This is a genomic window from Arthrobacter pigmenti (assembly GCF_011927905.1).
GTDB lineage: Bacteria > Actinomycetota > Actinomycetes > Actinomycetales > Micrococcaceae > Arthrobacter_D > Arthrobacter_D pigmenti.
On record NZ_JAATJL010000001.1, the window covers coordinates 913,296 to 938,231 of the forward strand.

Genomic DNA, 24,936 nt, shown 5'->3' on the forward strand with positions numbered 1-24,936 from the left:
AAAGCCGCGGGAAGGTAGCGATTCCCACTGACTCGATTCGCCAGGCCTAGCGGCGGGGAGGATTGTCTTCGAAGAGGTCTGGGACGCCGTCGTCGTCGGCGTCGACCTTCTCCGCTTCCACTACTCGACGGTAGTGCTTGTTGCGGGAGCGCAGAATCACTGTGGCGAGCAGCGCGGCGATAAGGGAGGCCCCGAGGATTGCGACCTTGGCATTCTCCGTGTGCTCCGATCCTTCGCCGAAACTCAGCTCGTTGACCAGAAGGGAGACGGTGAACCCGACGCCCGCGAGCACGCCCACTCCCAGAAGGTCGACCCATTTCAGATCCGGGTCCAGGGTTGCCCTGGTGGTTTTGGTGACGGCCCAGGTGGTCAGCAGAATGCCGATCGGCTTTCCAAGAACAAGGCCCATCACGATGCCGATGGTGACAGGATCGCCGAAGGCGGCGACCAGGCCGTCGAGCCCGCCGATTGTCACGCCGGCCGAGAAGAAGGCGAAAACCGGAACCGCAATGCCGGCGGACAGCGGCCGGAAGCGGTGCTCGAAAGTCTCGGCAAGACCCGGCTTGTTGGCCGTTGGCTGCACGGGCTTTCCACCCTTGCCTTTGCGCAGCACCGGAATCATGAAGCCGAGCAGCACGCCGGCAACCGTCGCGTGAACACCCGATGCATGCATCAGGGCCCACGTGATGAAGCCGATCGGAAGCAGGATGATCCACGCGGCCGGAGTTTTCTTCCCGAAGAACTTTGGGTTTTTCTGTGCAAGGAACGCGAAAAGCGCCAGCGGAATCAGCGTCAACAGCAGGAAAGTGAAGTCGACGTCAGCCGTATAGACGAACGCGATGATGGCGATCGCAATCAGGTCATCCACCACGGCAAGCGTGAGCAGGAAGATGCGCAGGGCGCTGGGCAAGTGGGAGCTGATCACAGCGAGGACCGCCACCGCAAATGCGATGTCCGTCGCGGTGGGAATAGCCCAACCGCGCAGGGTTTCCGGGGAGCCCAGGTTCACCAGAACATAGATCAGTGCCGGGACAACTACGCCGCCCATGGCTGCTGCCACCGGAACGATCGCCCTGGCCGGACTGCGCAGATCACCGGCCACGAATTCGCGTTTGAGCTCGAGGCCCACCAGGAAGAAGAAGATCGCCAGCAGTCCGTCCGAAGCCCAGTGGCCAACGGAAAGCTTCAGGTGCCAGGGCTCATACCCGAATTCGAAGTCGCGTAGCGCGAAGTAGCTGTCGGCCAGAGGTGAGTTGGCCCAGATGAGAGCCAGTGCAGCTGCGATGATCAGCAGGATGCCGCCAACGGTTTCCTTGCGAAGGATCTCGCTGATTCGCTGGTACTCCAACCAGCTGGACCGGCTGAATGCGCGCCTGGGCGCAGAGCGATGTTCGTTTGACACGTGTGGCTCCTTCAGAAGACAGGACAGAACTCTGCCGACCAGACTTCCCGGCGCACCAATTTCTGCAACCCTAGCAGGATGGCGCAGATCGCGCGGAAGTCTTTACTCAGGCAGCGAGCGTCCGAATGCCGATCACGAGGGTCGCGGCCCCGAGGATCATGGACGTGGTGATCAGCATGAAGTGCACCTTCAGGAACCGCGTGGGCGCACCGTGCTCATTACGCGAGCGGGGGTCCTTCAGAATGCGGCGAAGGAACGGCGGCCACACGATCAGGGTCCAGAGACCGGAAACCACCAGGACGATCGAGAGCGCAAGGGGCAGTGCCATCAGCGGTTCTCCAGCCAGCTCTTGGCCTGGCTGGCCTGGATGTTCAGCGCCTTGCCGATCATCGGCTCTGCGGCGTCGGCGATCTTGCTACCCATGAACGGGATGGATGAGCTGACGTTGCCTGCTACGTCAACCCGGGTGGACGTGCCCTCGGCGACGAGCCGCTGAACGGCGTCGACGTTGACGGGAACACCGGAAACGCTCATGGCGACCTTCGCTTCACGGGTTCCGTCCTCCGCCGGAGCGGCCCAGTGCTCGGTCTGGGTGACGGTGAGGGTTTCGCCGACAAACTTGCGGGCCATCTCGGGCAACCGGGTGGTCGGAAGGGTGCGCACAGCGGTGAGGGTGAATGCGCCGGCGGTGTCGCCGTCGACCGTCAGGGACTTCAGGCTACCGCCCACATGCTCGCTGGTGTGCTTGAGGAAAGCCTCGTCGGTGAAGACGTCGGTCACGGTTGCGACGTCGTAGGGCAGGGTGGTTGAGGCGCTGAGTGCCACGGATCCTCCGGGTTATAGGGGTGTGTAGGATTTTGCGTCCCGTACATCCTATGTGAGCTTCCTTCAGCGGTTGCCCGCCGTGCCCCGCAGCCCGTCAAACACGGGTAGTCTTGATGGTGCTCCCCGGGATTCTTCGTGAATTTCGGGCATTTGTGTTGTCTTTTTGCTGCTTCCACGGCTTCTACGTTGCTTCGCGAAGGATTGTCATGGCCCCCAACGGACCCACGCTCGACGGACTGCGCTCCGCGCTGCAGGAGGACGCGTCCTTCGTGCGGGTGCGTTCCAACGCTTCGAGGGCGCTCGCGGACCGCAGCACCGATCTTCAGATCGGTGCCCCCGCCGGACTGAGGGCGGCCCTGATCGCCGAGATGGTGGACGGCCTTGATACGAACAACGACGACGGCGCGCAGGCTCCGGTTGTCGTGGCCGTCACCGCCACCGGGCGGGAGTCCGAAGATCTCGCCGCCGCCCTGCGCTGTTACCTGCCGGCCGGCTCGATCGAGGAGTTCCCGAGTTGGGAGACCCTGCCGCACGAGCGTCTTTCTCCCCGGTCCGACACCGTTGGACGGCGCCTCTCGGTGCTCAGGCGCCTGGCCCACCCTGGCGAAAACCCGGTGCGGGTCATCACCGCGCCCGTCCGCGCCGTCGTGCAGCCCCTCGTGGCAGGCCTCGGCGACCTCGAACCGGTGGCACTGAAGGTCGGAGAAGAGCGGGGGTTCGACGAGGTGGTCCGTGCTCTCGCGGACGCAGCGTACTCGCGCGTGGACATGGTGACCCACCGCGGCGAGTTCGCGGTGCGGGGCGGCATTATTGACGTCTTCCCGCCCACCGAGGACCACCCGGTCAGGGTCGAGTTCTTCGGTGATGAGGTGGATCAGATGCGGTGGTTCGCGGTCGCTGACCAGCGGTCACTGCCCACCGATGGGGACCGCGGTGCCCCGACTGAACTGTATGCGCCGCCCTGCCGTGAAATCCTCATCACGCCGTCGGTGATGTCGCGCGCATCGAAGCTCCGTCCGGAGCTTCCGGCCGCTGCAGGAATGCTCGAGATGATTGCCGGCGGCATTGCAGTGGAGGGGATGGAGTCGCTGGCCCCGGTGCTCGTAGATGCCATGGTGCCGTTCGTCGGTGAGCTGCCTGCGGGGTCTATCGCCGTCGTCGTCGAGCCGGAGAAGGTCCGCGCGCGCGCCCACGACCTTGAGGCGACCAACGAGGAGTTCCTCCAGGCGGCGTGGGCTACGGCGTCCGATGGCGGTGCGGCGCCCGTTGACCTCAGCGGCCAGTTGGGCGCGGACCTGGAAGCGGCAAGCTTCCGGTCACTCGGTGACACCCGTTCCGCCGCGTTGGCAAACGATGTCGCATGGTGGTCGATCACCTCGTTCGGGTCCGATGATCTGCTTACTGACATTGACAGTTTCACCGTCGCCGCCCGCGAACCCCGCGGATACCAGGGCGACGTCGCCGAAATGATGGAGTTCCTCAGCGGACGGGTCCGCGACCAGTGGCGCGTGGTCGTCGCAACCGAAGGTCCGGGACCCGCCCAACGCCTGGCGGAACTTTTCCACGATGCCGACATCCCGGCGTCGCGCGTTGAATCTCTGGACTCGCCTCCCCAGCCCGGAATCATCGAGATCACGACGGCCTCTGCCGGCCGCGGCTTCGTGCTCGACGGACTGAAGCTCGGGCTGCTGACCGAGGCCGACCTGCTGGGCAGGACAACCGCCTCCGGCACCCGTGACATGCGGAAGATGCCCTCGAAGCGACGCAACGCCGTCGATCCGCTGCAGCTTCGCGAGGGCGATTTCGTGGTGCACGAGCAGCACGGTGTGGCGCGCTTCGTCGAGCTGATCCAGCGCTCCACCGGCGCCGGACCCACCAAGACCGTGCGTGAATACCTCGTCCTCGAGTATGCGCCGTCAAAGCGTGGTGCACCGGGGGACCGGCTTTTCGTGCCGACGGACCAGCTTGACCAGGTCACGCGCTATGTCGGCGGTGATACGCCGACGCTGAGCAAGATGGGCGGATCCGACTGGGCAAAGACCAAGAACCAGGCCCGCAAGGCGGTAAAGGAGATCGCCGGGGAGCTGATCCGGTTGTACTCGGCGCGGATGGCTTCGCGTGGTCACGCATTCGCAGCCGATACCCCGTGGCAGCGGGAACTGGAAGAGGCGTTCCCGTACATCGAGACGCCCGATCAGCTGACCACGATCAACGAGGTCAAGGCGGACATGGAACGGGAAGTGCCCATGGATCGTCTGGTCTCCGGCGACGTGGGCTACGGCAAAACCGAGATCGCGGTTCGGGCGGCGTTCAAGGCTGTGCAGGACGGGAAGCAGGTGGCCGTACTGGTGCCCACCACGCTCCTGGTCCAGCAGCACTTCGAGACCTTCTCCGAGCGGTTCTCCGGGTTCCCCGTGCGCATCCGTGCCCTGTCCCGGTTCCAGACATCTAAGGAGTCCAAGGAGACGGTGGAGGGGCTGAAGAACGGTTCGGTCGACGTAGTTATCGGCACGCACCGGCTGCTCTCCAAGGAGGTGCAGTTTCGCGATTTGGGTCTGGTGATCGTCGACGAGGAGCAGAGGTTCGGCGTCGAACACAAGGAAGCGCTCAAGAAGATGCGCACCAACGTGGACGTGCTCGCGATGAGTGCCACTCCGATTCCGCGAACACTGGAAATGTCGCTCACGGGAATCCGCGAGACATCGACGCTTGCAACTCCGCCGGAGGAACGGCACCCAGTGCTGACCTACGTTGGCCCCTACACCGACAAGCAGACGTCGGCGGCGATCCGGCGTGAGCTGATGCGCGAGGGACAGGTGTTCTTCGTGCACAACCGCGTGTCCTCGATTGACCGTACTGCCGCCCACCTGCAGCAGCTGGTTCCCGAAGCCCGTGTGGCTGTGGCCCACGGGCAGATGAGCGAATCACGGCTGGAACAGATCATCGTTGACTTCTGGGAGAAGAAGTTCGACGTCCTGGTGTGCACCACCATCATCGAGACCGGTCTCGATATCTCGAACGCGAACACGCTGATCGTGGACAGGGCGGACAATTACGGCCTCTCGCAGCTGCATCAGCTGCGCGGACGAGTGGGCCGTGGCCGTGAACGTGCCTACGCCTACTTCCTCTACCCCTCCGAAAAGCCGCTGGGCGACGTGGCGCTGGAGCGGCTCAAGGCCGTTGCATCCCACAACGAGCTCGGGGCGGGCATGCAGCTTGCGCTCAAGGACCTTGAGATCCGCGGCGCCGGTAACCTGCTCGGCGGCGAACAGTCCGGGCATATTGCCGGCGTCGGCTTCGACCTCTACATCCGTCTGGTGGGCGAGGCAGTAGCCGACTACCGCGGTGAGGCCGAGGAGAAGGCAGCCGAGATGAAGATCGAGCTGCCCGTCAATGCGCACCTGCCGCACGATTACGTTCCGGGGGAACGGCTGCGGCTTGAGGCGTACCGGAAGCTGGCGTCCTCCGTGACCGATGAGGCGATCGATGAGGTGGTCGAGGAACTCAAGGACCGCTACGGTGACCTGCCGCCTGCGGTGGCGAACCTTGTTGCCGTGGCGCGCTTCCGGGTACGTGCGCGTTCCGTTGGGCTGACGGACGTCGCGCTGCAGGGAAACTTCATTAAGTTCGCCCCCGCCAACCTGCCGGAGTCCAAGGAGATGCGGCTGAAGCGGATGTACCCCGGCGCCTCGGTGAAACCGGCATTGAACGCCGCGCTCGTTCCAAAGCCGAAGACTTCTGCTGTCGGAGGACGGGACCTTGCCGACGCAGCGATCCTCGAGTGGGCGCAGAACGTCATCGACGCGGTGTTCGCGGCCTGAGTCTCCTTTGGAAGTTTCGTGCAGACATGGCGGCTTCGAGCCCGGGAAAGTCGCCAGAGGTGTACGAAAGTTCCCCGGATCGGCACCCTGCGGGGCCGTCGCCGTCGTCGTTACCCGGTGGTAAAGTCGTAGCGACTATGCGCCGTCCGACCACCTGTCCCGCCGCTATCGATACCCACGCTGTCATAGGCGGAAGAGGGTGCGGCCGGAACCGTTCTGCGCATGGTGTGAGTAGAAGTATGGAGAACATGTGACCATGGAAACCACGCGCGCCGGCACCACCATCGCACCGGCGTCGAGGGCCTTGGACGTGATCGGTGGAGACCTCACCGAACGCAGCCTGCGCCGCTACCTCGACGGTATCCCGGGCGTCGACGCGGTGGGCCTTGAAGCCCGCGCGGCCGCCCTCGGAACCCGTTCGATCAAGACCACGTCGAAGGCCTGGGCGCTCGACACCATCATCACGCTGACCGACCTCACCACGCTCGAGGGCGCTGATACTCCGGGCAAAGTTCGCTCGTTGGTCGCCAAAGCCATGGTGCCGGATCCGGACGACATGTCCACCCCGCGCGTCGCCGCCGTCTGCGTGTACGGCGACATGGTGCCGCACGCGGTTCAGGCTCTGGGAGCAGCGCACGACGACGGCGCCCCCGGCCGCATCAACGTCGCCGCGGTTGCCACAGCCTTCCCGAGCGGCCGCGCGTCCCGGACCGTGAAACTTTCGGATACGTCCGACGCCGTTGCCGCCGGAGCCGACGAAATCGACATGGTGATCGACCGCGGGGCATTCCTCGCGGGCCGCTACGGGCAGGTGTTCGATGAGATCGTTGCGGTCAAGGAAGCGTGCAAGCGGTCCGACGGCAGCTATGCGCACCTGAAGGTCATCCTCGAAACCGGTGAGTTGAACACCTACGACAATGTGCGTCGTGCATCCTGGCTCTCCATCCTCGCCGGTGGGGACTTCATCAAGACTTCCACCGGCAAGGTTTCACCCGCGGCCACGCTCCCGGTCACGCTGTCCATGCTCGAGGTGGTCCGCGACTGGCACCGTCTCACCGGAGAGAAGATCGGTGTGAAGCCCGCGGGCGGTATTCGGACCTCCAAGGACGCTATCAAATACCTGGTCACGGTCGCGGAAACGGTGGGTGAGGAGTGGTTGCAGCCGGACCTCTTCCGCTTCGGTGCCTCCAGCCTCCTCAACGACGTACTGCTCCAGCGCCAGAAGCTCACCAGCGGCCGCTACTCCGGCCCGGCCTACGTCACGATCGACTGAAGGACCCGCCATGACATTCCTTGATTACGCTCCCGCGCCCGAGTCGGCAGCGATCCTCAACCTTCGCGACGAATACGGTCTCTTCATCAACGGTGAGTTCGTGCCAGGCAACGGCGAATCCTTCACCACCATTTCACCGGCCACCGAAAAGCAGATTGCCACGGTGTCCTGCGCCAATGAGCAGGACGTGGATACCGCCGTCGTCGCCGCCCGCCGCGCCTACGAAAAAACGTGGTCGCGTATGTCCGGTGCCGATCGCGGCAAGTACCTATTCCGCATCGCGCGGCTGGTTCAGGAACGCTCACGCGAACTCGCAGTGGCTGAAAGCCTGGACAACGGCAAACCGATCAAGGAAAGCCGCGACGTCGACATCCCGCTGGTAGCCGCGTGGTTCTTCTACTACGCGGGCTGGGCGGACAAGCTGGAGTACGCCGGTCTGGGACCGGCGCCGCGCTCGCTCGGAGTTGCCGCACAGGTGATTCCGTGGAACTTCCCTTTGCTGATGCTCGCGTGGAAGATCGCGCCAGCGCTCGCCGCCGGAAACACCGTTGTCCTCAAACCTGCCGAGACCACTCCGCTGACGGCGCTGTTGTTCGCGGAGATCCTGCAGCAGGCCGACTTGCCCGCCGGCGTCGTCAATATCGTGACCGGTGCGGGTGCCACCGGATCCGCGCTGGTGAATCACCCGGATGTCAACAAGGTTGCCTTCACAGGATCGACGGCGGTGGGCCGGGAGATTGCCCGCTCCACGGCCGGTACCTCCAAGAAGCTAACCCTCGAACTGGGCGGCAAGGGCGCGAACATTGTGTTTGACGACGCCCCGATCGACCAGGCAATCGAGGGTATTGTCAACGGGATCTTCTTCAACCAGGGTCAGGTGTGCTGTGCGGGCTCGCGGCTGCTGGTGCAGGAATCAGTCCACGACGACGTCGTGGACCGGCTGAAAGCGCGGCTATCCACCCTGCGCGTGGGTGATCCGCTGGACAAGAACACCGACGTCGGCGCCATCAACTCCGCATCGCAGCTGGGGCGGATGCGTGAACTGTCCGACATCGGCGAGCAGGAGGGAGCCGAGCGGTGGAGTCCGGCCTGCAACCTGCCTTCCGAAGGCTTCTGGTTCCCGCCGACGGTCTTCACGAACGTGTCCACGAGCCACCGGATCGCCCGGGATGAAATCTTCGGGCCGGTCCTGTCCGTGCTGACGTTCCGCACGCCCGCGGAAGCGATCGCGAAGGCGAACAACACGCCGTACGGGCTTTCTGCCGGTATCTGGACCGACAAGGGCAGCCGGATCCTCGCTGTCGCTGACAAGCTGCGTGCCGGCGTCGTCTGGGCCAACACGTTCAACAAGTTCGACCCCGCGTCTCCCTTCGGCGGGTACAAGGAATCCGGCTATGGCCGCGAGGGCGGCAAGCATGGGCTCTCGGCCTACCTGGCGCCGTCGTCGTTCAAGTCGCCGTCGTTCAAGGGAGGTGCCCGATGAGCCGCCTTGCTGTTCCGAAGACCTACAAGCTCTACGTCGGCGGGAAGTTCATTCGGAGCGAATCGGGGCGGGTGTACGAGGTTGCGACCAAGAAGGGGAGCTTTTCGGTGAGTTCAGTCAACGCCGCGAAAGCTTCGCGGAAGGACGCACGGGATGCAGTGGTTGCCGCCCGGGCTGCCGTCAGTACCTGGTCGGGTACCACGGGTTACAACCGAGGGCAGGTGCTGTACCGGATCGCGGAGATTCTCGACGGACGCCGTGCGCAGTTCGCCGAGGAGATCGCGGCGTTCGAGGGTGTTTCCTCCTCGGCGGCATCGGCGCAGGTGGACGAGGCAATCGATCTGTGGGTCTGGTATGCGGGCTGGGCGGATAAGTACGTGCAGGTTGCGGGGAATTCTAACGCCGTCTCGGGTCCCTTTTTCAACCTTTCGGTTCCTGAACCGACCGGCGTGGTGGCTGTGGTGGCGCCGCAGGGGACTTCCTCGTTGCTGGGCTTTGTACGCGCGGTGGCGCCCGTCCTGGTGAGTGGAAACGCCGTCGTCGTCATTCCGAACGAGGCAGCGCCGCTTGCTGCGTTGAGCCTTGGCGAGGTCTTCGCGACCAGCGATGTGCCGGCCGGCGTCGTGAATGTCCTCAGTGGCTCACCGGCCGAAATCCTGCCGTGGCTGGCTGCACACGCGGACGTCAACGCGCTGGACCTGCTTGGAGCCGGCGAGCTGGACTGGGTGGACCTGCAGGTTGCGGCCGCGGACACGTTGAAGCGGGTGCTTCCGCCGGAGTCAGGGACCGACGCCGGCGCCCCCTCGATCGACCGCATCACGTTCTTCACGGAGACCAAGACGGTGTGGCACACGAAGGGCCTCCTCTAGCCCTCCATCGACTCTAGCCCTGCATCGACTCTTCAATAGGTGACCGTTAGAGCGCTGTAACGGTCACCTATTGAAGAGTGGATTTCGGAGATGGACGCCAACCGGCCGCAACGAGTACCGACCGAATTTTTGCCACGGCGGCTTTGGCATCGTTCAGCATATGGCGCTTGGAGATTCGAACTTCATCCCACCCCAACCTTCCGTAGCGTTCCGCCCTGGCAATGTCGCGAGCCACTTGTTCCGGGTCTGAGTGACCGGATCCCTCATATTCGATTCCGACGCGGTACTCGGGGTAGGACAAATCTGGTTGGTGGTGCTCGTTGCCAGCTTCGTCCGTAATGGGGACGTTAAGCTTCGGTTCAGGCAGCCCCGCGTCCACAATCGCGAGACGCAGCAGAGTCTCTGGCGGGGAATCGGCGCCGATTCGTGCGAGCGCCAGTGCTTCACGGGCACGCCGAACACCTCTCTTACCAGCGTGGCGATTGATCATGTCCTGCAGGCGTTCGAGGGTGCTGTGCGGTTCGCTTCGCCCTTCGAGGTTAGGGCGGGGAATCCTGATGAGGTGGTCTGCGATCACGACGAGATCGTGGACAGCCAAACGCGCGGCCAGATCGAGCCATGTCCTTTCACGCGTGGTGACGTTCACTTCGTCAACCGTTGTTACTTCGTCGGCATACATTTTGCACTCATGGCCGACGACGCCGGGCCGTCTTACCGCTGGCTTTCCTTCGGGGCGCGAGATGTGGATGATCGCTGCTACATCACACGAGTAGTGCGGAAACTGCCAAATGGCTCCAGCGGTTTCATGCGAGGCAGCGGAGAAAGACGTGACCCTGCTAACTGCGCCAGCTAGCTCCGCACCTGAGGGAGAGCGTTTGGCGGACCTCAAGCCCCGACCGATGGATACAACTTTCCCGTTACGCAGGCGGCGTCTGCTGATGCCGAGCGCGTCAGCGTCACCAACGGTGAAGGGAAGAACGGTCAGAGGTTCTGGAAGAGGTTCCGGTGTTCGCATGAAGCGATTATTGCGAAGGCAGGACTTTCGTCGTCGTCGTTATCCACATATGCGATCGACTCCTCAATAGGTGACCGTTAGCGGGCCCAAACGGTCACCTATTGGAGAGTCGATACAAGGAAGGGGTTAGGCCTTGCGCTCGCCCTTCGCGATCTGCCCACCGGTGTCCGAACGGCCGAGGATGGTCTGCGGGATCCAGAACGCGAGGAAGCCCAGGACGAGACTGATGGCAAAGGGCCACACGTTCTCCTTCGTGCCGAAGCTCATGATGTAGATGGATCCGAGGAACAGCGCCAGCATCACCGCGTACACCAATAGGTTCTCCAGCAGGTGGCCGTCTCCGGAATGAGTGGGGCGTTTCGGCTTTTCGGACGTAACTGGATGCGCCATCGGTATTCTCCTCGGAGTATGCGGAACGTTGCTGCATTAACAATATCCTCCGGAGCAACCTACAGCTGCAGCCGGTAACCGCGTTTGATGACGGTCGCCACGAGGCGGGCATCGGGCAACGACTTCCGCAGCCGGCTGATGGTCATGTCCAGTGCATGCTCGCCGGTTCCGTCCGCGAGCACCCCAACGAGTTGTTCCCGTGAGAGCACCGCACCGTTGGCTTCGATGAGGGCCCGGAACAGGCTCATCGGCGCAGGCGCCAGCTCCACCGGATTCCCGTTGATGCGCAGGTTCTTCCCACGCAACTCGATCGGCCCGAAGGCACTCGGGTACTGCAGAACCCGGTGCTGGCCCAGATACTCGCCCACCAACCGGATGAGCGCCCCCATCCGGTAACGTTCCGGCACGAGGGGCGAAACCCCCACATCCACCAGCGGCTGTGCGGTCACGGGTCCGACGACGGCGGCCGTCACCCGCCCGGTCAACGCCCGGACAAACGCATCAAGGCACCCCATTTCCGAAGCAGTGCTGAGCACGGCATCAACCGCGGGTGCACTGGTGAACGTGAGAACATCGAGCCCGCCGGCGCAGACAGTCTCGATCAGCCGCGGCAGCGCATCCGGACCGATTGGCTTCACCCAGCGGTACGGGGTCACGGTCAAAACCTGCGCACCGGCACGGCGGAGCCGTTCCAGCTGCCGATAGTCCGTGTGCCCGTGCAGCTGCACAGCAACCGTCTTCCCATGCAGCTCCAGCCCGAGCATCATGTTCACCAGGGACGCAGTTGTTTCATCGACGCTGATTCCGACGTCGGTAAGGCTTAGCGCGCGCACAGCACCGCGGGCTTTGGGACCCCGGACGTAGATCTTCGCCTCACCGAGAACGTCCAGCAGAGAATCCCCGACGCCGGCGGCATCTGCGGCCTCGCACCACCGCCGCAGGCCATAGGCAGTGGTGACGATGGCGTAGTCCGGACGGGCAGCGATGATCGCACGGGTGTCTTCGAACAACGGCAGGTCCTCGGCCACCGGGGCGATTTTCAGCGCCGGTGCGTGCAGGATTGACGCACCGCGGCGTTCGAACGCCTCGATCAGGTCACCCGCACGCCGGTCCGCGGTAACACCGATGCGGAAGCCGGCAAGCGAGAGCTCACCGGTGGGCAGGTCAACTGCGGGCATAACAGTCATGATGCCACCATCGGGTGTGTGAGTACGTCGGTCAGGGTCGCGCGAAAGTCCTGGTGACGGCGAACCACCTCGCCGATGACGACGACGGCGGGCGAGGTACAGCGCGCCGCGCCCGCAGCCGTCACGGCTCCGCCGAGAGTCGAAATGGTGGTCCGTTGCTCCGGACTGAAGCCTTTCTCCACGATCGCAACCGGAACGTTGGATGCAAGTCCCGCCTTGCACAGTCCCGAGGTGAGCTGGGGCAGGGTACCGATGCCCATGAGCACCACAATGGTTCCGCCCAGGGCGGCGAGCGCCTCGAGCTCCTGCGGAGGCAGTGGCTGGTGTCCCGACACGACGGTGAACGCGTGCGCCACACCCCGATATGTCACCGGGATGCCTGCGGCCGCCGGCACGGCAATCGAGCTGCTGATCCCCGGCACAGTGGAGACGGGAACCCCGGCCGCTATGCAGCTGTTGATCTCCTCGCCGCCGCGACCGAACACGAACGGGTCGCCACCCTTCAGCCGGACAACGTTGTATCCTTCCTTCGCCCGCCTGACCATGAGCGCTTCGATTTCCGGCTGGGGAATCGGGTGGTGCCCGGGCGTCTTGCCGACGTCGATCAGTTCCGCCCCGGGCGCCAGCTCCGCGAGCGTCCGGTAGGGCGCCAGCCGGTCGTAGAGTACGACGTCGGCCTCCCGCAGCGCGGTGCGCGCCCGCATCGTGAGCAGGTCTTCCACACCCGGGCCGCCTCCCACCAGGGTCACGCAGCCGCCCGGTGCGGCCGGCTCCTCCACGGAAACAAGGATCCTGCGCTTACGGCTTGCCTCCAGCAGTGGTTCCCAACGACCGGGCAAATCGTCAACAACGACGGCGAGGCTCACGGTGTCAAGAAGCCGCGGATGGAACTGCTCGGGGCCGGCGATCCGGCGCACTGTTGCGCCGCCGGCACCGTAGCGGCGCACTACGCGGCGCGCCGCCGTCGTCGTGCCCGCAACAAGGACGGTCAGGCCGGTGACTTCGAGGGAAAGCTGCATGCTCACTCGCCCTCCCCAAGGACGGAACGGACGGGAATCCCGGCGCCCAACAGGACGGGACCGCCGGCGGCCCGCTCCTCGTTAGTGGCGGGCCGGATCTGGCCGCGTTCGGGAACGTTGGCGATCCAGTCGTCCTTCTCGTGCGGGGCGTTGACGAAGGAGCGGAACCTGCGCAGCCGCTCCGGATCCTGCAGGGTGGCAGCCCATTCGTCCTCGTAGTTGTCGATGTGCCGCGCCATGGCTGCTTCCAGATCCTCGGCGATACCAAGCGAGTCGTGGACGATGACGTCCTCGACGTGCTTGAGCCCGCCGTCGAGCTCTGCCTGCCAGGCTGCGGTGCGCTGCAGCCGGTCCGCGGTACGGATGTAGTACATGAGGTAGCGGTCGATGTACTGGATGAGGGTGTTGTCATCGAGGTCCTTGGCCAACAGCTGGGCGTGTGCCGGGGTAGCTCCGCCGTTTCCGCCCACGTACAGGTTCCAGCCGTCCGAGGTGGCGATGATGCCGACGTCCTTTCCGCGCGCCTCCGCACATTCGCGGGCACAGCCGGAGACGCCGAACTTGAGCTTGTGCGGGCTGCGCAGCCCGCGGTACCGCAGCTCCAGCTGGATGGCCATCGCCACAGAATCCTGCACGCCGAACCGGCACCAGGTGGACCCGACGCAGGACTTCACGGTCCGCAGCGATTTTCCGTATGCCTGGCCCGACTCGAAACCGGCTTCGACGAGGATCTTCCAGATTTCCGGTAGTTCCTCCAGCCGCGCACCGAACATGTCGATCCGCTGGCCACCGGTGATCTTGGTGTACAGGTTGAAGTCCTGGGCGACCTTGGCGATCACGCCGAGCTTCTCCGGGGTGATCTCGCCGCCCGGGATGCGCGGTACCACCGAGTAGGTGCCGTTCTTCTGCATGTTGGCGAGTGCGCGGTCGTTGGTGTCCTGCAGGATCCCGCGGCCGCCGTCGAGCACGTACTCGGCACGCTGCGAGGCGAGAATGGACGCGATCACGGGCTTGCAGATGTCGCAGCCGTGCGTGCCCGTCTCCGGTACCGCGAAACGCTCGATGATGCCCTCGAAGCTGTCCAGCTCCAGTACGCGTACGGCTTCGAAGAGCTCCGGGCGGGACATGGTGAAGTGCTCGCAGAGGGCTTTGGAGACTTCGATGCCGCTCTTCTTCAGCTGACCCTCGAGGAGCTTCTTGAGCATCGGCACACAGGATCCGCAGCCGGTGCCGGCTTTCGTGCAGCCCTTCAGGGGGCTGAGCTCGCGGACCGGTTCGGAGCCCTCGCAGGTACCGCAGCCGTTGACGGCGTCGCGGATTGAGCCTGCCGAGACGTTGTTGCAGGAGCAGAGAATGGCGTCGTCGGGCAGTTCCGTGTCCGGCGCCTCACCGCCGCCGGCGGCTGAGAGGTAGGCGCCGGGCTCGGCGCTGAGTTCCCGCCCGAGGAGCGGGCGAAGTGCGGTGTAGGGGGAGGCGTCGCCGACGAAGATACCGCCGAGCAGCGTCTTTGCATCGTCCGTGACGACCAGCTTCTGGTAGAGGCCGCGCGCAGGATCCGCGTAGACAATCTCAAGGCTTTGTTCGGCAGCGGCGAAGGCGTCGCCGAAGGCCGCGACCTCCACCCCGGAGAGCTTGAGCTTGGTCGCTGTATCGAAGCCGGGGAATGTGGCAGTGCCGCCGTGCAGGCGGTCGGCGCAGATCTCGGCCATGGTGTTCGCCGGTGCCACCAGCCCAAGGGCCATGCCGTCGAAACAGGCGACCTCGCCGATCGCCCAGATGTTCGGGTCCTCTGTGGCACAGGACGCATCGATGACAACGCCGCCGCGCGGCCCCACGGTCATGCCGGCATCGCGGGGGAGTTCGTCGCGGGGCCGGACGCCGATGGCCACCACCACGAGGTCCGCGGGAATCCGCCGACCGTCAGCCATGTCGACGCCTACCATCCGCCCGTCCTCCATCGCGAAACCGGAGGGGAACACCCCACCGTGCACGGTGACGCCCTTGGCTGTGATGAGCCGGTCGAGTGCCTGCCCGCCGCCCTGGTCGAGCTGGGTGTTCATGAGCCATTCCGCGCCGTTGATGACCACCGGGTTGGCTCCGAGCGTCTGCATTCCGCCGGCCGCCTCCAGTCCGAGCAGCCCGCCGCCGATCACTACGGCGTCGATGGTCCGGCCCAGTTCCTGCATCAGGCGGGAAACCTCGGTGCGCAGGGCCCTGACGTCGTCGACTGTCCGGTAGACGTGTGCCGCGTCCATTCCGGGCAGCGGAAGGCGGGCAGCGTTGGAACCCGTGGCGAGGACCAGCTGATCGTAGGTGTGGACGTCCCCGGATGCGGTGGTCACGGTACGCGCCGTGCGGTCCAGGCCGACGGCGCGGGAGCCGGTGGCAAGGGTGATGGACGGGTGGTCCCACATGGTGGTGTCGCCGAGTGTGAGATCGACGTCGGCAACGAGGGCCTGGCTCAGCGCCACGCGGTCATACGGCAGCCAGGTTTCCTCCGTGAGGACGGTGATGGCGAATCCGTCCAGTCCGCGGGACCACATGGCTTCAACGAAGCGGTGGGCTGCGGGCCCACCACCGACGACGAGGATCTTCTGGGTTGACATGTAGGACACCTTTCGCGCATTTGAGCAGCACTCTTGAAATGAGCGTACGGACGCGCAGTTGCCTCGTGATTTCCCTTATGTAAACGAAGATTAACTTCGCACTCACCGGCACCTGGTTCGGTGGTGAGACGCGTTTTACGCGTCCGCAACACGGAATAGCGCCGTGTGTAACGCCGTCTGAATAGCGTCAGGACCAGTTCCAATCGCGCAAGAACGAGGGAGACCCATGACGCTGCAACTCGACTTCAGTCCTGAGCCCGCACTGCAGGAAGGGCTCCAGGGCACCTGGTATCCGATCTGCCGCCTCGCTGATCTTGAGCAGTGCTGGGGTGAAGCCGCATTGATCCACGGCCGGCAGGTTGCACTGTTCCGCGTGGACACCGAAGCAGTGTTTGCGGTATCCCACCGTGATCCGGTGAGTGGCTCGCAGGTGATGGCGCGCGGACTGGTCGGGTCGAAGCGCCAGCGATTCACGATTACATCCCCGCTTCATAAGCAGGTGTACTACCTGGACTCGGGGGAGCCCGTTTCCGGAACCGATACGGCCCTGCGCAGCTTCCCAACCCGTATTGCGGACGGTGTGGTTGAAGTGCTGGTCGCCTGAACGGCGGACCACAGGTGCTTGCCAGTACCGGCGGTGACATCATGGGGACATGGAGCTGGATGGTGCGTTGACCGCGCAAAGCCTGGACGAAGCCAACCCCTCGCAGGCCGACACAGACGCATTCCGGGTGCTCAGCAGCGACATCGCCGCCGGTGTCGGAGTTCTTTCCACCGTCCTGCGCCGTCGGGACTACGCGGCGACTGTCAGCAGCTTCCTCTCGGTCTCCTACGATCCGCCCACACTTCTGGTGAGCGTGTATGAAGAGTCCCGCATCTGCGAAGCGGTGACGGCATCGGGAACGTGGGCGCTGAGCCTCCTCTCGAACGATCACCGCGGCACGGTGAACTGGCTGGCCAGCCCCGGAAATCCTGTGGAGGGACTCCTCGCCCAGGTGCCCTTCCGGCGAGGCCCGTCCACTTCAAGTGCTGTGATCTCGAGTGCCCTGGCGTGGTTCGAGCTCAAGACCGTGGCCGTGCACCCTGCCGCAACTCACCAGCTCATTGTCGGGCAGGTCCTGTCGATGGGCCGCGACGTGCCGGCGGGCTCCGCAACTGATCCCCTGATCCACTTCGGTGGCGGATACGAGCGGCTGCGGCGCTAGACAGCTTCGTTGGAGCTGGTCAGAGCCCGAGTGCCTGCTTCACGTCCCTGATCACTGCATCCAGTCGGGTCCGCGCCGTCGTCTTGGCCGTTCCCAGTTCCGGCGGCGAGCCGACAGGCTCCACAACTTCCAGGTAGCACTTGAGCTTCGGCTCAGTCCCGCTGGGGCGGATGATGACCCGGGTCTGGTCTCCGGTGACGTAGAGCAGCCCATCCGTGGGCGGCAGGTTCGCGCCCTCGGCGAGGTCTTCAGCCACGGTCACGGCGGAACCCGCGAACGACGACGGCGGCACCTGCCGCAGGCGGGTCATCATCGTCCCGAGCAGGTCGAGGTTTTCCACCCGCACGGACAGCTGGTCCGTGACGTGCAGCCCGTGGGCCAGGGCGAGCTCATCGAGTACATCAAAGAGGGTCTTGCCCTCGGCGCGGCAGGTCGCGGCGAACTCAGCCAGCAACAGGGCCGCCGAGAGGCCGTCCTTGTCCCGCACCACCTCGGGAGCCACGCAGTACCCGAGGGCCTCCTCGTAGCCGAAACCGAGGTCCGCAACGCGTGAGATCCATTTGAACCCCGTGAGCGTCTGGGTATGGCGCAATCCGGCAGCGTTGGCGATCCGTCCGAGAAGACGCGAGGAGACAATCGAGTTAGCGAAGACCTCGCCCTTGGAGAGCCTGTGTGCCAGGTGCAGCCCGAGCAGCGCCCCGGCCTCGTCTCCCCGAAGCATCCGCCACTGATCCGTTGCGGGATCCTTCGCAGCAGCGGCCATGCGGTCGGCATCCGGATCGTTGGCCAGCACGAGGTCAGCATCGTGTTTACCCGCTGCAGCCAGCGCCAGATCAAGCGCGCCGGGTTCCTCCGGGTTTGGAAACTCCACCGTGGGAAAGGCAGGATCGGGCTCGGCCTGCTCCGCAACAACATGCACGTCTGCAAAACCTGCACCGGCGAGCACGGCCTGCGCAGTACGGCCTCCGACGCCATGAAGAGGAGTGAGCACGATCGACAGGTCCCGCGCCGGGTAACCCTCCCGGTCAGCGAGGGCAACCACCGTGGCAACGTAGTCGTCCTCGATGCTGTTGGGGAGCACAGTCCAGCCGCTCTCAGCGAGCTCAACATCCTTCACCGAGGCGATTGCGGCAGCAATCGCTGTGTCATGCGGGGCGACAATCTGCACACCACGGGCCGTGGGCTCAACCGCGCGTCCGCCGAGGTACACCTTGTACCCGTTGTCCTGGGGCGGATTGTGACTGGCTGTCACCATGACGCCGACCTCGCACTGAAGTGCACGGATCGCATACGCCAGCACCGGCGTCGGAAGTTCGGTGGGCAGCAGGAAAGTCTCCAGCCCGGCTGCCGTGAAGATTGCGGCGCTTTCGTCGGCGAAGATCCGCGAGTTGCGCCGGGCATCGAAGCCGACGACGGCGCGCGGCGCGTACTCTCCCGACGCCAGGTCGAGCGCATGGGCTGCAACCCCGGCCGCGGCGCGCCGCACGACGACCCGGTTCATGCGGTTTGGACCCGGTCCCAGCGCGGCACGCAGGCCCGCCGTCCCGAAAAGCAGCGGGCCGCTGAAGGCATCCCCAAGCTGCTGTAGGGCAGCCAGCCCGCCGTCGTCGTCGTTCTGGGCACTGTTGATCAGTCGTGTCAGTTCCGCGCGGGTTTCCGGATCTGGGTCCTCGGCGGCCCATTCGCGGGCCTGCGTGAAGAGATCCATGGTCAGAGCCTGCCGATGATGTCGGCGAGGAGCCGCGAGATGCGCGGGCCGGCGGCCTGGCCGGCCTCCAGGACTTCCTCGTGGCTGAGCGGTAGGGGACTGATGCCGGCCGCGAGGTTGGTCACCAGCGACATACCGAAGACCTCCATGCCCGCGTGCCGCGCGGCAATCGCCTCAAGGGCAGTGGACATGCCAACGAGGTCCGCGCCGATCCGCTTGGCGTACTGGACTTCGGCCGGGGTTTCGTAATGCGGTCCGGTGAACTGGGCATAGATGCCTTCGTCGAGGGATGGATCGACCTCGCGTGCCAGGGTCCTCAGCCGGGACGAGTAGAGGTCGGTGAGGTCGACGAACGTGGCGCCCTCAAGCGGTGAGGTTGCCGTGAGGTTGAGGTGGTCGCTGATCAGTACCGGGGTGCCGGGTGCCCATTTTTCCTGCAGGCCGCCGCAGCCGTTGGTCAGGACGAGGACCTTGGCTCCCGCCGCCGCGGCCGTGCGCACACCGTGAACGACGGCACGCACGCCGCGGCCCTCGTAGTAGTGGGTGCGGGCGCCGAGGACGAGGGCACGCTTGCCCGCCGGGGTGAGGACGGAGCGGATGGTGCCCACATGCCCGGCGACTGCCGGCGCGGCGAAACCCGGAATGTCCGTGGCCTGAAGGGTGTGGGTGGTTTCACCGATCAGTTCCGCGGCCTGGCCCCAGCCGGAACCGAGGACCAGCGCGATGTCATGGGCTGGTACCGAAGTCTCCTGGGCGATGTACTCCGCTGCGGTGCGGGCAAGGGCGAACGGGTCCTGGGGGGATTGGTCAGTCACCGGTCCAACTTACCTCCAGTTCTCGGCGTCGATCCACCTGCTGTTTAGCCTCCTGTTGCTGTCCACGCCGTTTGAGCGGTGGTGGGGGATAGGACAGAATGGCAACTGTGACGAGTCAACTGGATTTCAGCGCCCTGCGGATCGCAATTCTCGGGGGTGGACCGGGCGGCTACGAAGCGGCCATGGTTGCCGCCTCGCTTGGAGCGACCGTCACCATTGTTGAGCAGAACGGCCTGGGCGGCTCCGCTGTGCTGACGGACGTCGTTCCTTCGAAGACGCTCATCGCCACGGCCGACACCATGGCCCGCGTCGCCAACGCGCACAACCTTGGAGTGAAGTTCGCTGATTCGACTGCGGCCTACGCGGATCTGGGGCAGGTGAACCAGCGGCTGCTTGACCTCGCGGCCAACCAGTCCCGGGACATCACCGCAGCTCTGGAGGGTGCGGGAGTCACCGTCCTGATCGGTACAGGCAAGCTGCTCGATAACCACCGGCTTGAAGTGGAAACGGAATCCGGGACCACAACCGTTGAGGCAGATGCCATCCTGCTCTCCGTCGGAGCCCACCCCCGCGAACTACCCACGGCAGCGCCGGACGGTGAGCGGATCTTCAACTGGAAACAGATCTACAACCTGACCGAAGTGCCCGAGCACCTGATCGTCATCGGATCGGGGGTGACGGGTGCCGAGTTCGCTTCCGCCTACCACGGCCTCGGAGCGGAAGTCACCCTAGTCTCCAGCCGCGACCGCGTGTTGCCCGGCGAGGACGCCGACGCCGCGGAGGTCCTCGAGAACGTCTTCCGCGAGCGCGGCATGAGCGTGCTGTCCAAATCCCGTGCCGAGGGCGTGGTCCGCACCGACGATGGCGTGAGGGTCACCCTTTCCGACGGCCGCACTGTTGACGGAAGCCACTGCCTGGTGGCCGTAGGGTCCATCCCGAATACCGCAGGGATCGGGCTCGAGGAAGCCGGTGTTGCGCTCACCGAATCGGGGCACATCAAAGTGGACGGTGTCTCCCGTACCACCGCCCCCAACGTCTATGCCGCCGGTGACTGCACCGGCGTCCTTGCCCTTGCCTCGGTATCCGCTATGCAGGGCCGGATCGCCATGGCACACCTGATGGGAGACAGCGTCACACCGTTGAAGCTGAAGCAGGTGGCGTCCAACATCTTCACGGCACCCGAGATCGCCTCCGTTGGGGTTTCGGAGGCCGACGTCGAATCCGGCCGTTACCAGGGCGACGTCTTCAAGCTCTCGCTCAGCACCAATCCGCGCGCGAAAATGATGAACGTCAAGGACGGGTTCGTGAAGATCATCGCCCGCAAAGGATCGGGCACGGTGATCGGCGGCGTCGTTGTTGCCCCTCGTGCTTCCGAGCTGATCTTCCCGCTCGCGCTCGCCGTCACCAAGAAGCTTCATGTGGACGACGTCGCCAACACCTTCACCGTGTACCCGTCGCTTACCGGGTCAATCTCGGAAGCGGCGCGCCGGCTGCACATCCACTAGGCCTGTTTCCACCGGCCGGCGTCACCGCGAGCCGGTCTCCCCACCATCTCCAGCCGCCGTCGTGGATTTAACGGCGTGGCGTGCGGTTACACGCCGTTTGCGCCCTAATAGGTGGGGAATCCGGGATACGGGCCTCACTAGGCCGGCGCAGTTTGGAAGTGCTCCTCGATGATCCCGCGGATGTCCGCGTGGCACCCGCCGCATCCCGTCCCCGCCCGCGTCGACGCCGACACCTCCACAACCGTTGAACAGCCGACGACGGCGGCCTGCTCGATACTTCCCCGGCTCACCCCCGCGCACCGGCAGACGGTGGCCGACGGATCGCGGTTGGGCGACGACGACGCCTGCTCCTCCGCCCCATCCAGGGGAAGCAGGCTCGACCGGTCCTCAGGTAACACCGAACCGCTCTCGAAGAGCAGCACCAGTTCGGCACCCGTTCGCGGCATCCCGATGCACACCAGCCCGCTGAGCACCCCGTCGCGCGTCACAATCTTGGCGTACCGCCCGTGCTGCGGATCGGCCCACAGCGCAACTGCGGTGCCGTCGTCGTGCCCGGACCACAGGTTTGCGCTCACGTCACCGGCCACTACCGCGTCCAACCCGCGTGCCTTCAGCATCACGACCGGGGGCAGCGCCGCTTCACGGTATGACGACGACGACCCACCCGCGCCAGAAGTCGCGCCGAAAGGAGTGCCGGACGCTTCGACAGCAGCCACATCGGAAGGTGCCAATTGCCGGCCCAGGAAGTCCGCGAGCCACTCAGCCTGCTTCCAGCCCGGCCCGATCAGCCCCGAGGGGGTGGTATCACCCGCACAGTCAGCGCAGTCCGGGTCCAGGCAGCTCACCTCGGCGCAGTCGCCGATCGCGTGGATGAACTCGTCGTGATGGACCGTGAGGGAATGATCAACCAGGATTCCGCTGCGAATTGGCAGCCCGGCGCCGTCTGCCAGTTCAGTGCGGGGCCGCACGCCGCAGGACAACACCAACAGATCGCCCGAGACGAACCGGCCGTCATCGAGGCGGAGGGCCGTGAACTCCCCGGTGGCAGTGTGTTCCAGCCCCACGGCTTTGGCCCCGGAGACCAGCCGGACGCCCTGCCGCCGGAGCGTGGCAGCGAGGACCCGGCCGCCGTCGTCGTCGATGTTGCGGGCCAGAGGGTAATCGCCGTGGTGCACCACCGAGACCCGCGCGCCTTCCTCGGCTGCCGCGAGGGCGGCTTCCAACCCGAGGATACCGCCGCCGAGGATCACCACGTCTCCCCGCCGCTGAACCACCGCGCGCAGTGCCCGGGCATCTGCGAGGTCACGTAGAGCAGTGACTCCCGGGGGAAGCGCGGGGTGCAGCGGGTCCGGGTTCAGTCCGGCGAGATAGGGGATGACGGGACGTGCCCCGGTGGCCAGGACCAGCCGGTCATACGCGCGGACGGTCCCGTCGGAGAGCTGGAGCTGCCGGCGAGCCCGGTCGATCCGGCGCACGGTCCGGTCTAGTAGAACGTCAGCGCCCAGGGCGGCGAGCCGCGCAGTGTCGCTGAGCGAGATCGTCTCGGGGGAGGTCCGGCCAACGCCGACGTCGGCAACCAGGACGCGGTTATACGCCGAGTCGGGCTCGGCCCCGATCACGGTGAGGTGTGCCGCACCGGAGGCAAGCAGCGGATCGATCAGCTCGATGAACCGTGCCGCGACGGGGCCGAATCCCACCACAACAATGCGTTCGCTCATACGGCCACAGCCTCCGTCCCTGCCGAACGGTGCGCCCGCACCGTCACCCGGGTTGTCTTGAATTCGGGCATTCCGGAGACCGGATCCGTCTCATCGGAGGTGAGCAGGTTCGCGTTTCCCGCGCCTGGAAAGTGGAAGGAGAGGAAGACGGTGTCCTGCCGGACCGTCGTCGTCAGCTGTGCGCGTGCCGTGACGGTGCCGCGGCCGTTGCCGATTTCCACCTCGGCGTTGTCCGTGATGCCCAGACCGGCGGCGGTGACCGGGTGAATCTGGATCACCTGGCTGTCACTTGTGGCCAGGAGATCACCGACCCGGCGGGTCTGCGTGCCTGACTGGTAGTGCTCCAGCAGCCGCCCTGTCGCAAGCGTCAGCGTTCCGCGGGGAGCAACACCGGCAACCGACGACGGCGCCACAGGGTGAAGCACAGCCCGTCCATCTGGGTGCGCGAAACGGTCAAGGAACAACCGGGGCGTCCCGTTGCTTCCGGTCGGGTAGGGCCAGTAGGCGGGCTCGCCGTCGTCGAGCATGGCGTAGTCCACTCCGGAGTAGTCAGCGAGGCCACCGGCGCTCGCGGCGCGTAACTCGGTGAACACGGTTTCGGGGTCGTCACTGAACGACGACGGCGCCTCCAGCAGCTCGGCCAGCCGGGACATGATCCACAGTTCGCTGCGTGTGCCGGCCGGCGGTGCCAGAGCCTTCCGGCGCCGGAGAACACGTCCCTCGAGATTGGTCATGGTGCCCTCCTCCTCCGCCCACTGCAGGACCGGAAGAACAAGATCAGCCTCGGCGGCGGTTTCGGACAGGAAGAAGTCGCAGACCACCAGAAAGTCCAGACTGCGCAGACCATCGAGGACCGTGGCGGCGTTCGGGGCCGAGACTGCAACGTTCGCGCCATGGACGAACAGGCAGTGCACTCCTCCGGGTTTGCCGAGCGAAGCGAGAAGTTCGACGGCGGGAAGCCCGGGCCCGGGAATTGCCTCCTCGGGCACTCCCCAGACTTCGGCCATGTGCTTCCTCGCGGCGGGATCGGTGATCTTTCGGTATCCGGGCAACTGGTCGGCCTTCTGCCCGTGTTCGCGGCCGCCTTGACCGTTTCCCTGGCCGGTCAGCGTGCCGTAGCCGCTCCCGGGAGTTCCGGGCAGGCCCAGCAGGAGCGAGAGGTTGATGGCCGCCGTCGCCGTGTCCGTCCCGTTGGTGTGCTGCTCCACGCCCCGGCCGGTGAGGATGTACGTCCCGCCGGGCTCGGCGAGCCGGTGCGCGGTCTTCCGGATCGTTTCCGCCGGAACTCCGGTGACGGCCTGGACCCGCTCGGGCCACCAGGCGGCCACACTCCGCGTGATGGCCTCGTAGCCGCGGGTTCGACCTGCGATGTAGGGCCGGCTAACCAGGCCCTCCGTGATCACCACATGCGTGATGCCGAGCAGGAGCGCGAGGTCCGTCTTCGGCGCGGGCTGGAGGTGTACGCCCTGGCCGTCGGCGGTGAACTGGGCGGTCGCTGATCGGCGGGGGTCGACGATGATGAGTCCGCCCGCATCCCGCGCACCCTGCAAGTGTTGGACGAAGGGCGGCATCGTGTCGGCCGTGTTTGACCCGAGCATCAGGATGGTGCGCGCTGACCCCAGGTCGGCCAGCGGAAAGGGGAGCCCGCGGTCCAGTCCGAAAGCACGGTTCGCCGCGGCGGCGGCCGAGGACATGCAAAACCGCCCGTTGTAATCAATGCGGGAGGTGCCGAGCGCCAGCCGCGCGAATTTTCCCAGCTGGTACGCCTTCTCGTTGGTCAACCCCCCGCCGCCGAAGACGCCGATTGCGTCGGCTCCATACTGTGCGCGGACTTTCCGCACGGTGTCCCGGATGAGCCCGAGTGCGTGTTCCCAGCTCACCGGGCGGTGGACGCCGTCGTCGTCCTTCAATAGCGGCGTCTGCAGACGGTCCGGGTGCCGAAGCAGCTCCGTGGACGTCCAGCCTTTACGGCACAGCCCGCCCTTGTTGGTGGGAAAGTCCCGACCGCTGACGCCCACGGAATCCGGACCCGTGGGGGTCAGCGTCATGGCGCACTGCAGCGCGCAGTACGGGCAGTGGGTGTCAGTCATGCCAG

19 protein-coding genes are annotated in these 24,936 nt (G+C 65.4%); 7 read left to right on the forward strand and 12 right to left on the reverse strand.

The genetic code is table 11. The annotated features are described in order from the left end of the window. Positions 1-46: 46 nt before the first annotated feature. The 3 genes from nhaA to BJ994_RS04290 all read right to left on the reverse strand — a co-directional run bounded on the left by nhaA (position 47) and on the right by BJ994_RS04290 (position 2,227). On the reverse strand, positions 47-1,402 hold the full coding sequence (gene nhaA / locus BJ994_RS04280) for a Na+/H+ antiporter NhaA (RefSeq protein WP_167991806.1): 1,356 nt from the start codon (positions 1,400-1,402) through the stop codon (positions 47-49). Positions 1,403-1,508: 106 nt separating this feature from the next. Next, the gene (locus BJ994_RS04285) at positions 1,509-1,730 is read right to left on the reverse strand and encodes an SCO4848 family membrane protein (protein WP_167991808.1); all 222 of its coding nucleotides are present in this window, start codon (positions 1,728-1,730) and stop codon (positions 1,509-1,511) included. After that, positions 1,730-2,227, reverse strand: coding sequence for a DUF2505 family protein (locus BJ994_RS04290; RefSeq protein WP_167991811.1), 498 nt, complete (start codon positions 2,225-2,227; stop codon positions 1,730-1,732). The genes BJ994_RS04285 and BJ994_RS04290 overlap by 1 nt, the downstream gene beginning before the upstream one ends. 206 nt (positions 2,228-2,433) lie before the next feature. Between BJ994_RS04290 and mfd the strand changes: the two genes are divergently transcribed. The 4 genes from mfd (at position 2,434) to BJ994_RS04310 (ending at position 9,673) form a co-directional block, all read left to right on the forward strand. Continuing rightward, entirely contained in the window at positions 2,434-6,048 is a 3,615-nt protein-coding gene (gene mfd / locus BJ994_RS04295) for a transcription-repair coupling factor (protein WP_167991813.1), read from the forward strand. 256 nt (positions 6,049-6,304) lie between these two features. Continuing rightward, complete coding sequence (gene deoC / locus BJ994_RS04300) at positions 6,305-7,321, forward strand: deoxyribose-phosphate aldolase (RefSeq protein WP_167991816.1); 1,017 nt, start codon at positions 6,305-6,307, stop codon at positions 7,319-7,321. A gap of 10 nt (positions 7,322-7,331) precedes the next feature. Next, positions 7,332-8,804, forward strand: coding sequence for an aldehyde dehydrogenase family protein (locus tag BJ994_RS04305; RefSeq protein ID WP_167991819.1), 1,473 nt, complete (start codon positions 7,332-7,334; stop codon positions 8,802-8,804). Next, positions 8,801-9,673: an aldehyde dehydrogenase family protein gene (locus BJ994_RS04310; protein ID WP_167991821.1), complete on the forward strand. Its 873-nt coding sequence runs from the start codon at positions 8,801-8,803 to the stop codon at positions 9,671-9,673. The genes BJ994_RS04305 and BJ994_RS04310 overlap by 4 nt, the downstream gene beginning before the upstream one ends. A gap of 67 nt (positions 9,674-9,740) precedes the next feature. On the opposite strand, the gene BJ994_RS04315 is transcribed toward BJ994_RS04310, so the two are convergent. The 5 genes from BJ994_RS04315 to nirB all read right to left on the reverse strand — a co-directional run bounded on the left by BJ994_RS04315 (position 9,741) and on the right by nirB (position 15,890). Next, positions 9,741-10,688 carry a hypothetical protein gene (locus tag BJ994_RS04315; protein WP_167991824.1) on the reverse strand — a complete coding sequence of 316 codons (948 nt, stop codon included), beginning with the start codon at positions 10,686-10,688 and terminating at the stop codon, positions 9,741-9,743. 126 nt (positions 10,689-10,814) lie between these two features. Next, the gene (locus tag BJ994_RS04320) at positions 10,815-11,078 is read right to left on the reverse strand and encodes a hypothetical protein (protein WP_245192248.1); all 264 of its coding nucleotides are present in this window, start codon (positions 11,076-11,078) and stop codon (positions 10,815-10,817) included. A gap of 59 nt (positions 11,079-11,137) precedes the next feature. Next, complete coding sequence (locus BJ994_RS04325) at positions 11,138-12,265, reverse strand: uroporphyrinogen-III synthase (RefSeq protein WP_245192249.1); 1,128 nt, start codon at positions 12,263-12,265, stop codon at positions 11,138-11,140. Next, positions 12,262-13,284 (reverse strand): uroporphyrinogen-III C-methyltransferase, encoded by a 1,023-nt coding sequence (gene cobA / locus BJ994_RS04330; RefSeq protein WP_167995851.1) that lies wholly within the window; start codon positions 13,282-13,284, stop codon positions 12,262-12,264. The genes BJ994_RS04325 and cobA overlap by 4 nt, the downstream gene beginning before the upstream one ends. A 2-nt stretch (positions 13,285-13,286) precedes the next feature. Then, positions 13,287-15,890: a nitrite reductase large subunit NirB gene (gene nirB, locus BJ994_RS04335; RefSeq protein ID WP_167991826.1), complete on the reverse strand. Its 2,604-nt coding sequence runs from the start codon at positions 15,888-15,890 to the stop codon at positions 13,287-13,289. A gap of 226 nt (positions 15,891-16,116) precedes the next feature. Between nirB and nirD the strand changes: the two genes are divergently transcribed. Both nirD and BJ994_RS04345 read left to right on the forward strand, forming a co-directional pair. Beyond that, on the forward strand, positions 16,117-16,494 hold the full coding sequence (gene nirD, locus BJ994_RS04340; protein ID WP_167991829.1) for a nitrite reductase small subunit NirD: 378 nt from the start codon (positions 16,117-16,119) through the stop codon (positions 16,492-16,494). 49 nt (positions 16,495-16,543) lie between these two features. After that, positions 16,544-17,095 (forward strand): flavin reductase family protein, encoded by a 552-nt coding sequence (locus BJ994_RS04345; RefSeq protein WP_167991831.1) that lies wholly within the window; start codon positions 16,544-16,546, stop codon positions 17,093-17,095. Positions 17,096-17,114: 19 nt separating this feature from the next. Here BJ994_RS04345 and BJ994_RS04350 read toward each other — a convergent pair whose 3' ends face one another. Both BJ994_RS04350 and BJ994_RS04355 read right to left on the reverse strand, forming a co-directional pair. Beyond that, positions 17,115-18,803 (reverse strand): phospho-sugar mutase, encoded by a 1,689-nt coding sequence (locus BJ994_RS04350; protein ID WP_167991834.1) that lies wholly within the window; start codon positions 18,801-18,803, stop codon positions 17,115-17,117. Between the two features lie 2 nt (positions 18,804-18,805). Next, positions 18,806-19,618 (reverse strand): purine-nucleoside phosphorylase, encoded by an 813-nt coding sequence (locus tag BJ994_RS04355; protein WP_167991837.1) that lies wholly within the window; start codon positions 19,616-19,618, stop codon positions 18,806-18,808. Between the two features lie 107 nt (positions 19,619-19,725). Here BJ994_RS04355 and BJ994_RS04360 point away from each other — a divergent pair, with 107 nt between their 5' ends. Further along, a complete protein-coding gene (locus BJ994_RS04360) occupies positions 19,726-21,123 on the forward strand; it encodes an NAD(P)H-quinone dehydrogenase (RefSeq protein WP_167991839.1) in 1,398 nt (465 codons plus the stop codon). Between the two features lie 137 nt (positions 21,124-21,260). Here the strand turns inward: BJ994_RS04360 and BJ994_RS04365 are convergent, their stop codons facing one another. Together BJ994_RS04365 and BJ994_RS04370 are read right to left on the reverse strand one after the other, a co-directional pair. Next, positions 21,261-22,841, reverse strand: coding sequence for an FAD-dependent oxidoreductase (locus tag BJ994_RS04365; protein WP_167991841.1), 1,581 nt, complete (start codon positions 22,839-22,841; stop codon positions 21,261-21,263). Continuing rightward, entirely contained in the window at positions 22,838-24,931 is a 2,094-nt protein-coding gene (locus tag BJ994_RS04370) for a molybdopterin oxidoreductase family protein (RefSeq protein ID WP_167991844.1), read from the reverse strand. Before BJ994_RS04370 ends, BJ994_RS04365 begins: the two co-directional genes overlap by 4 nt. Between the last annotated feature and the right edge of the window lie 5 nt (positions 24,932-24,936).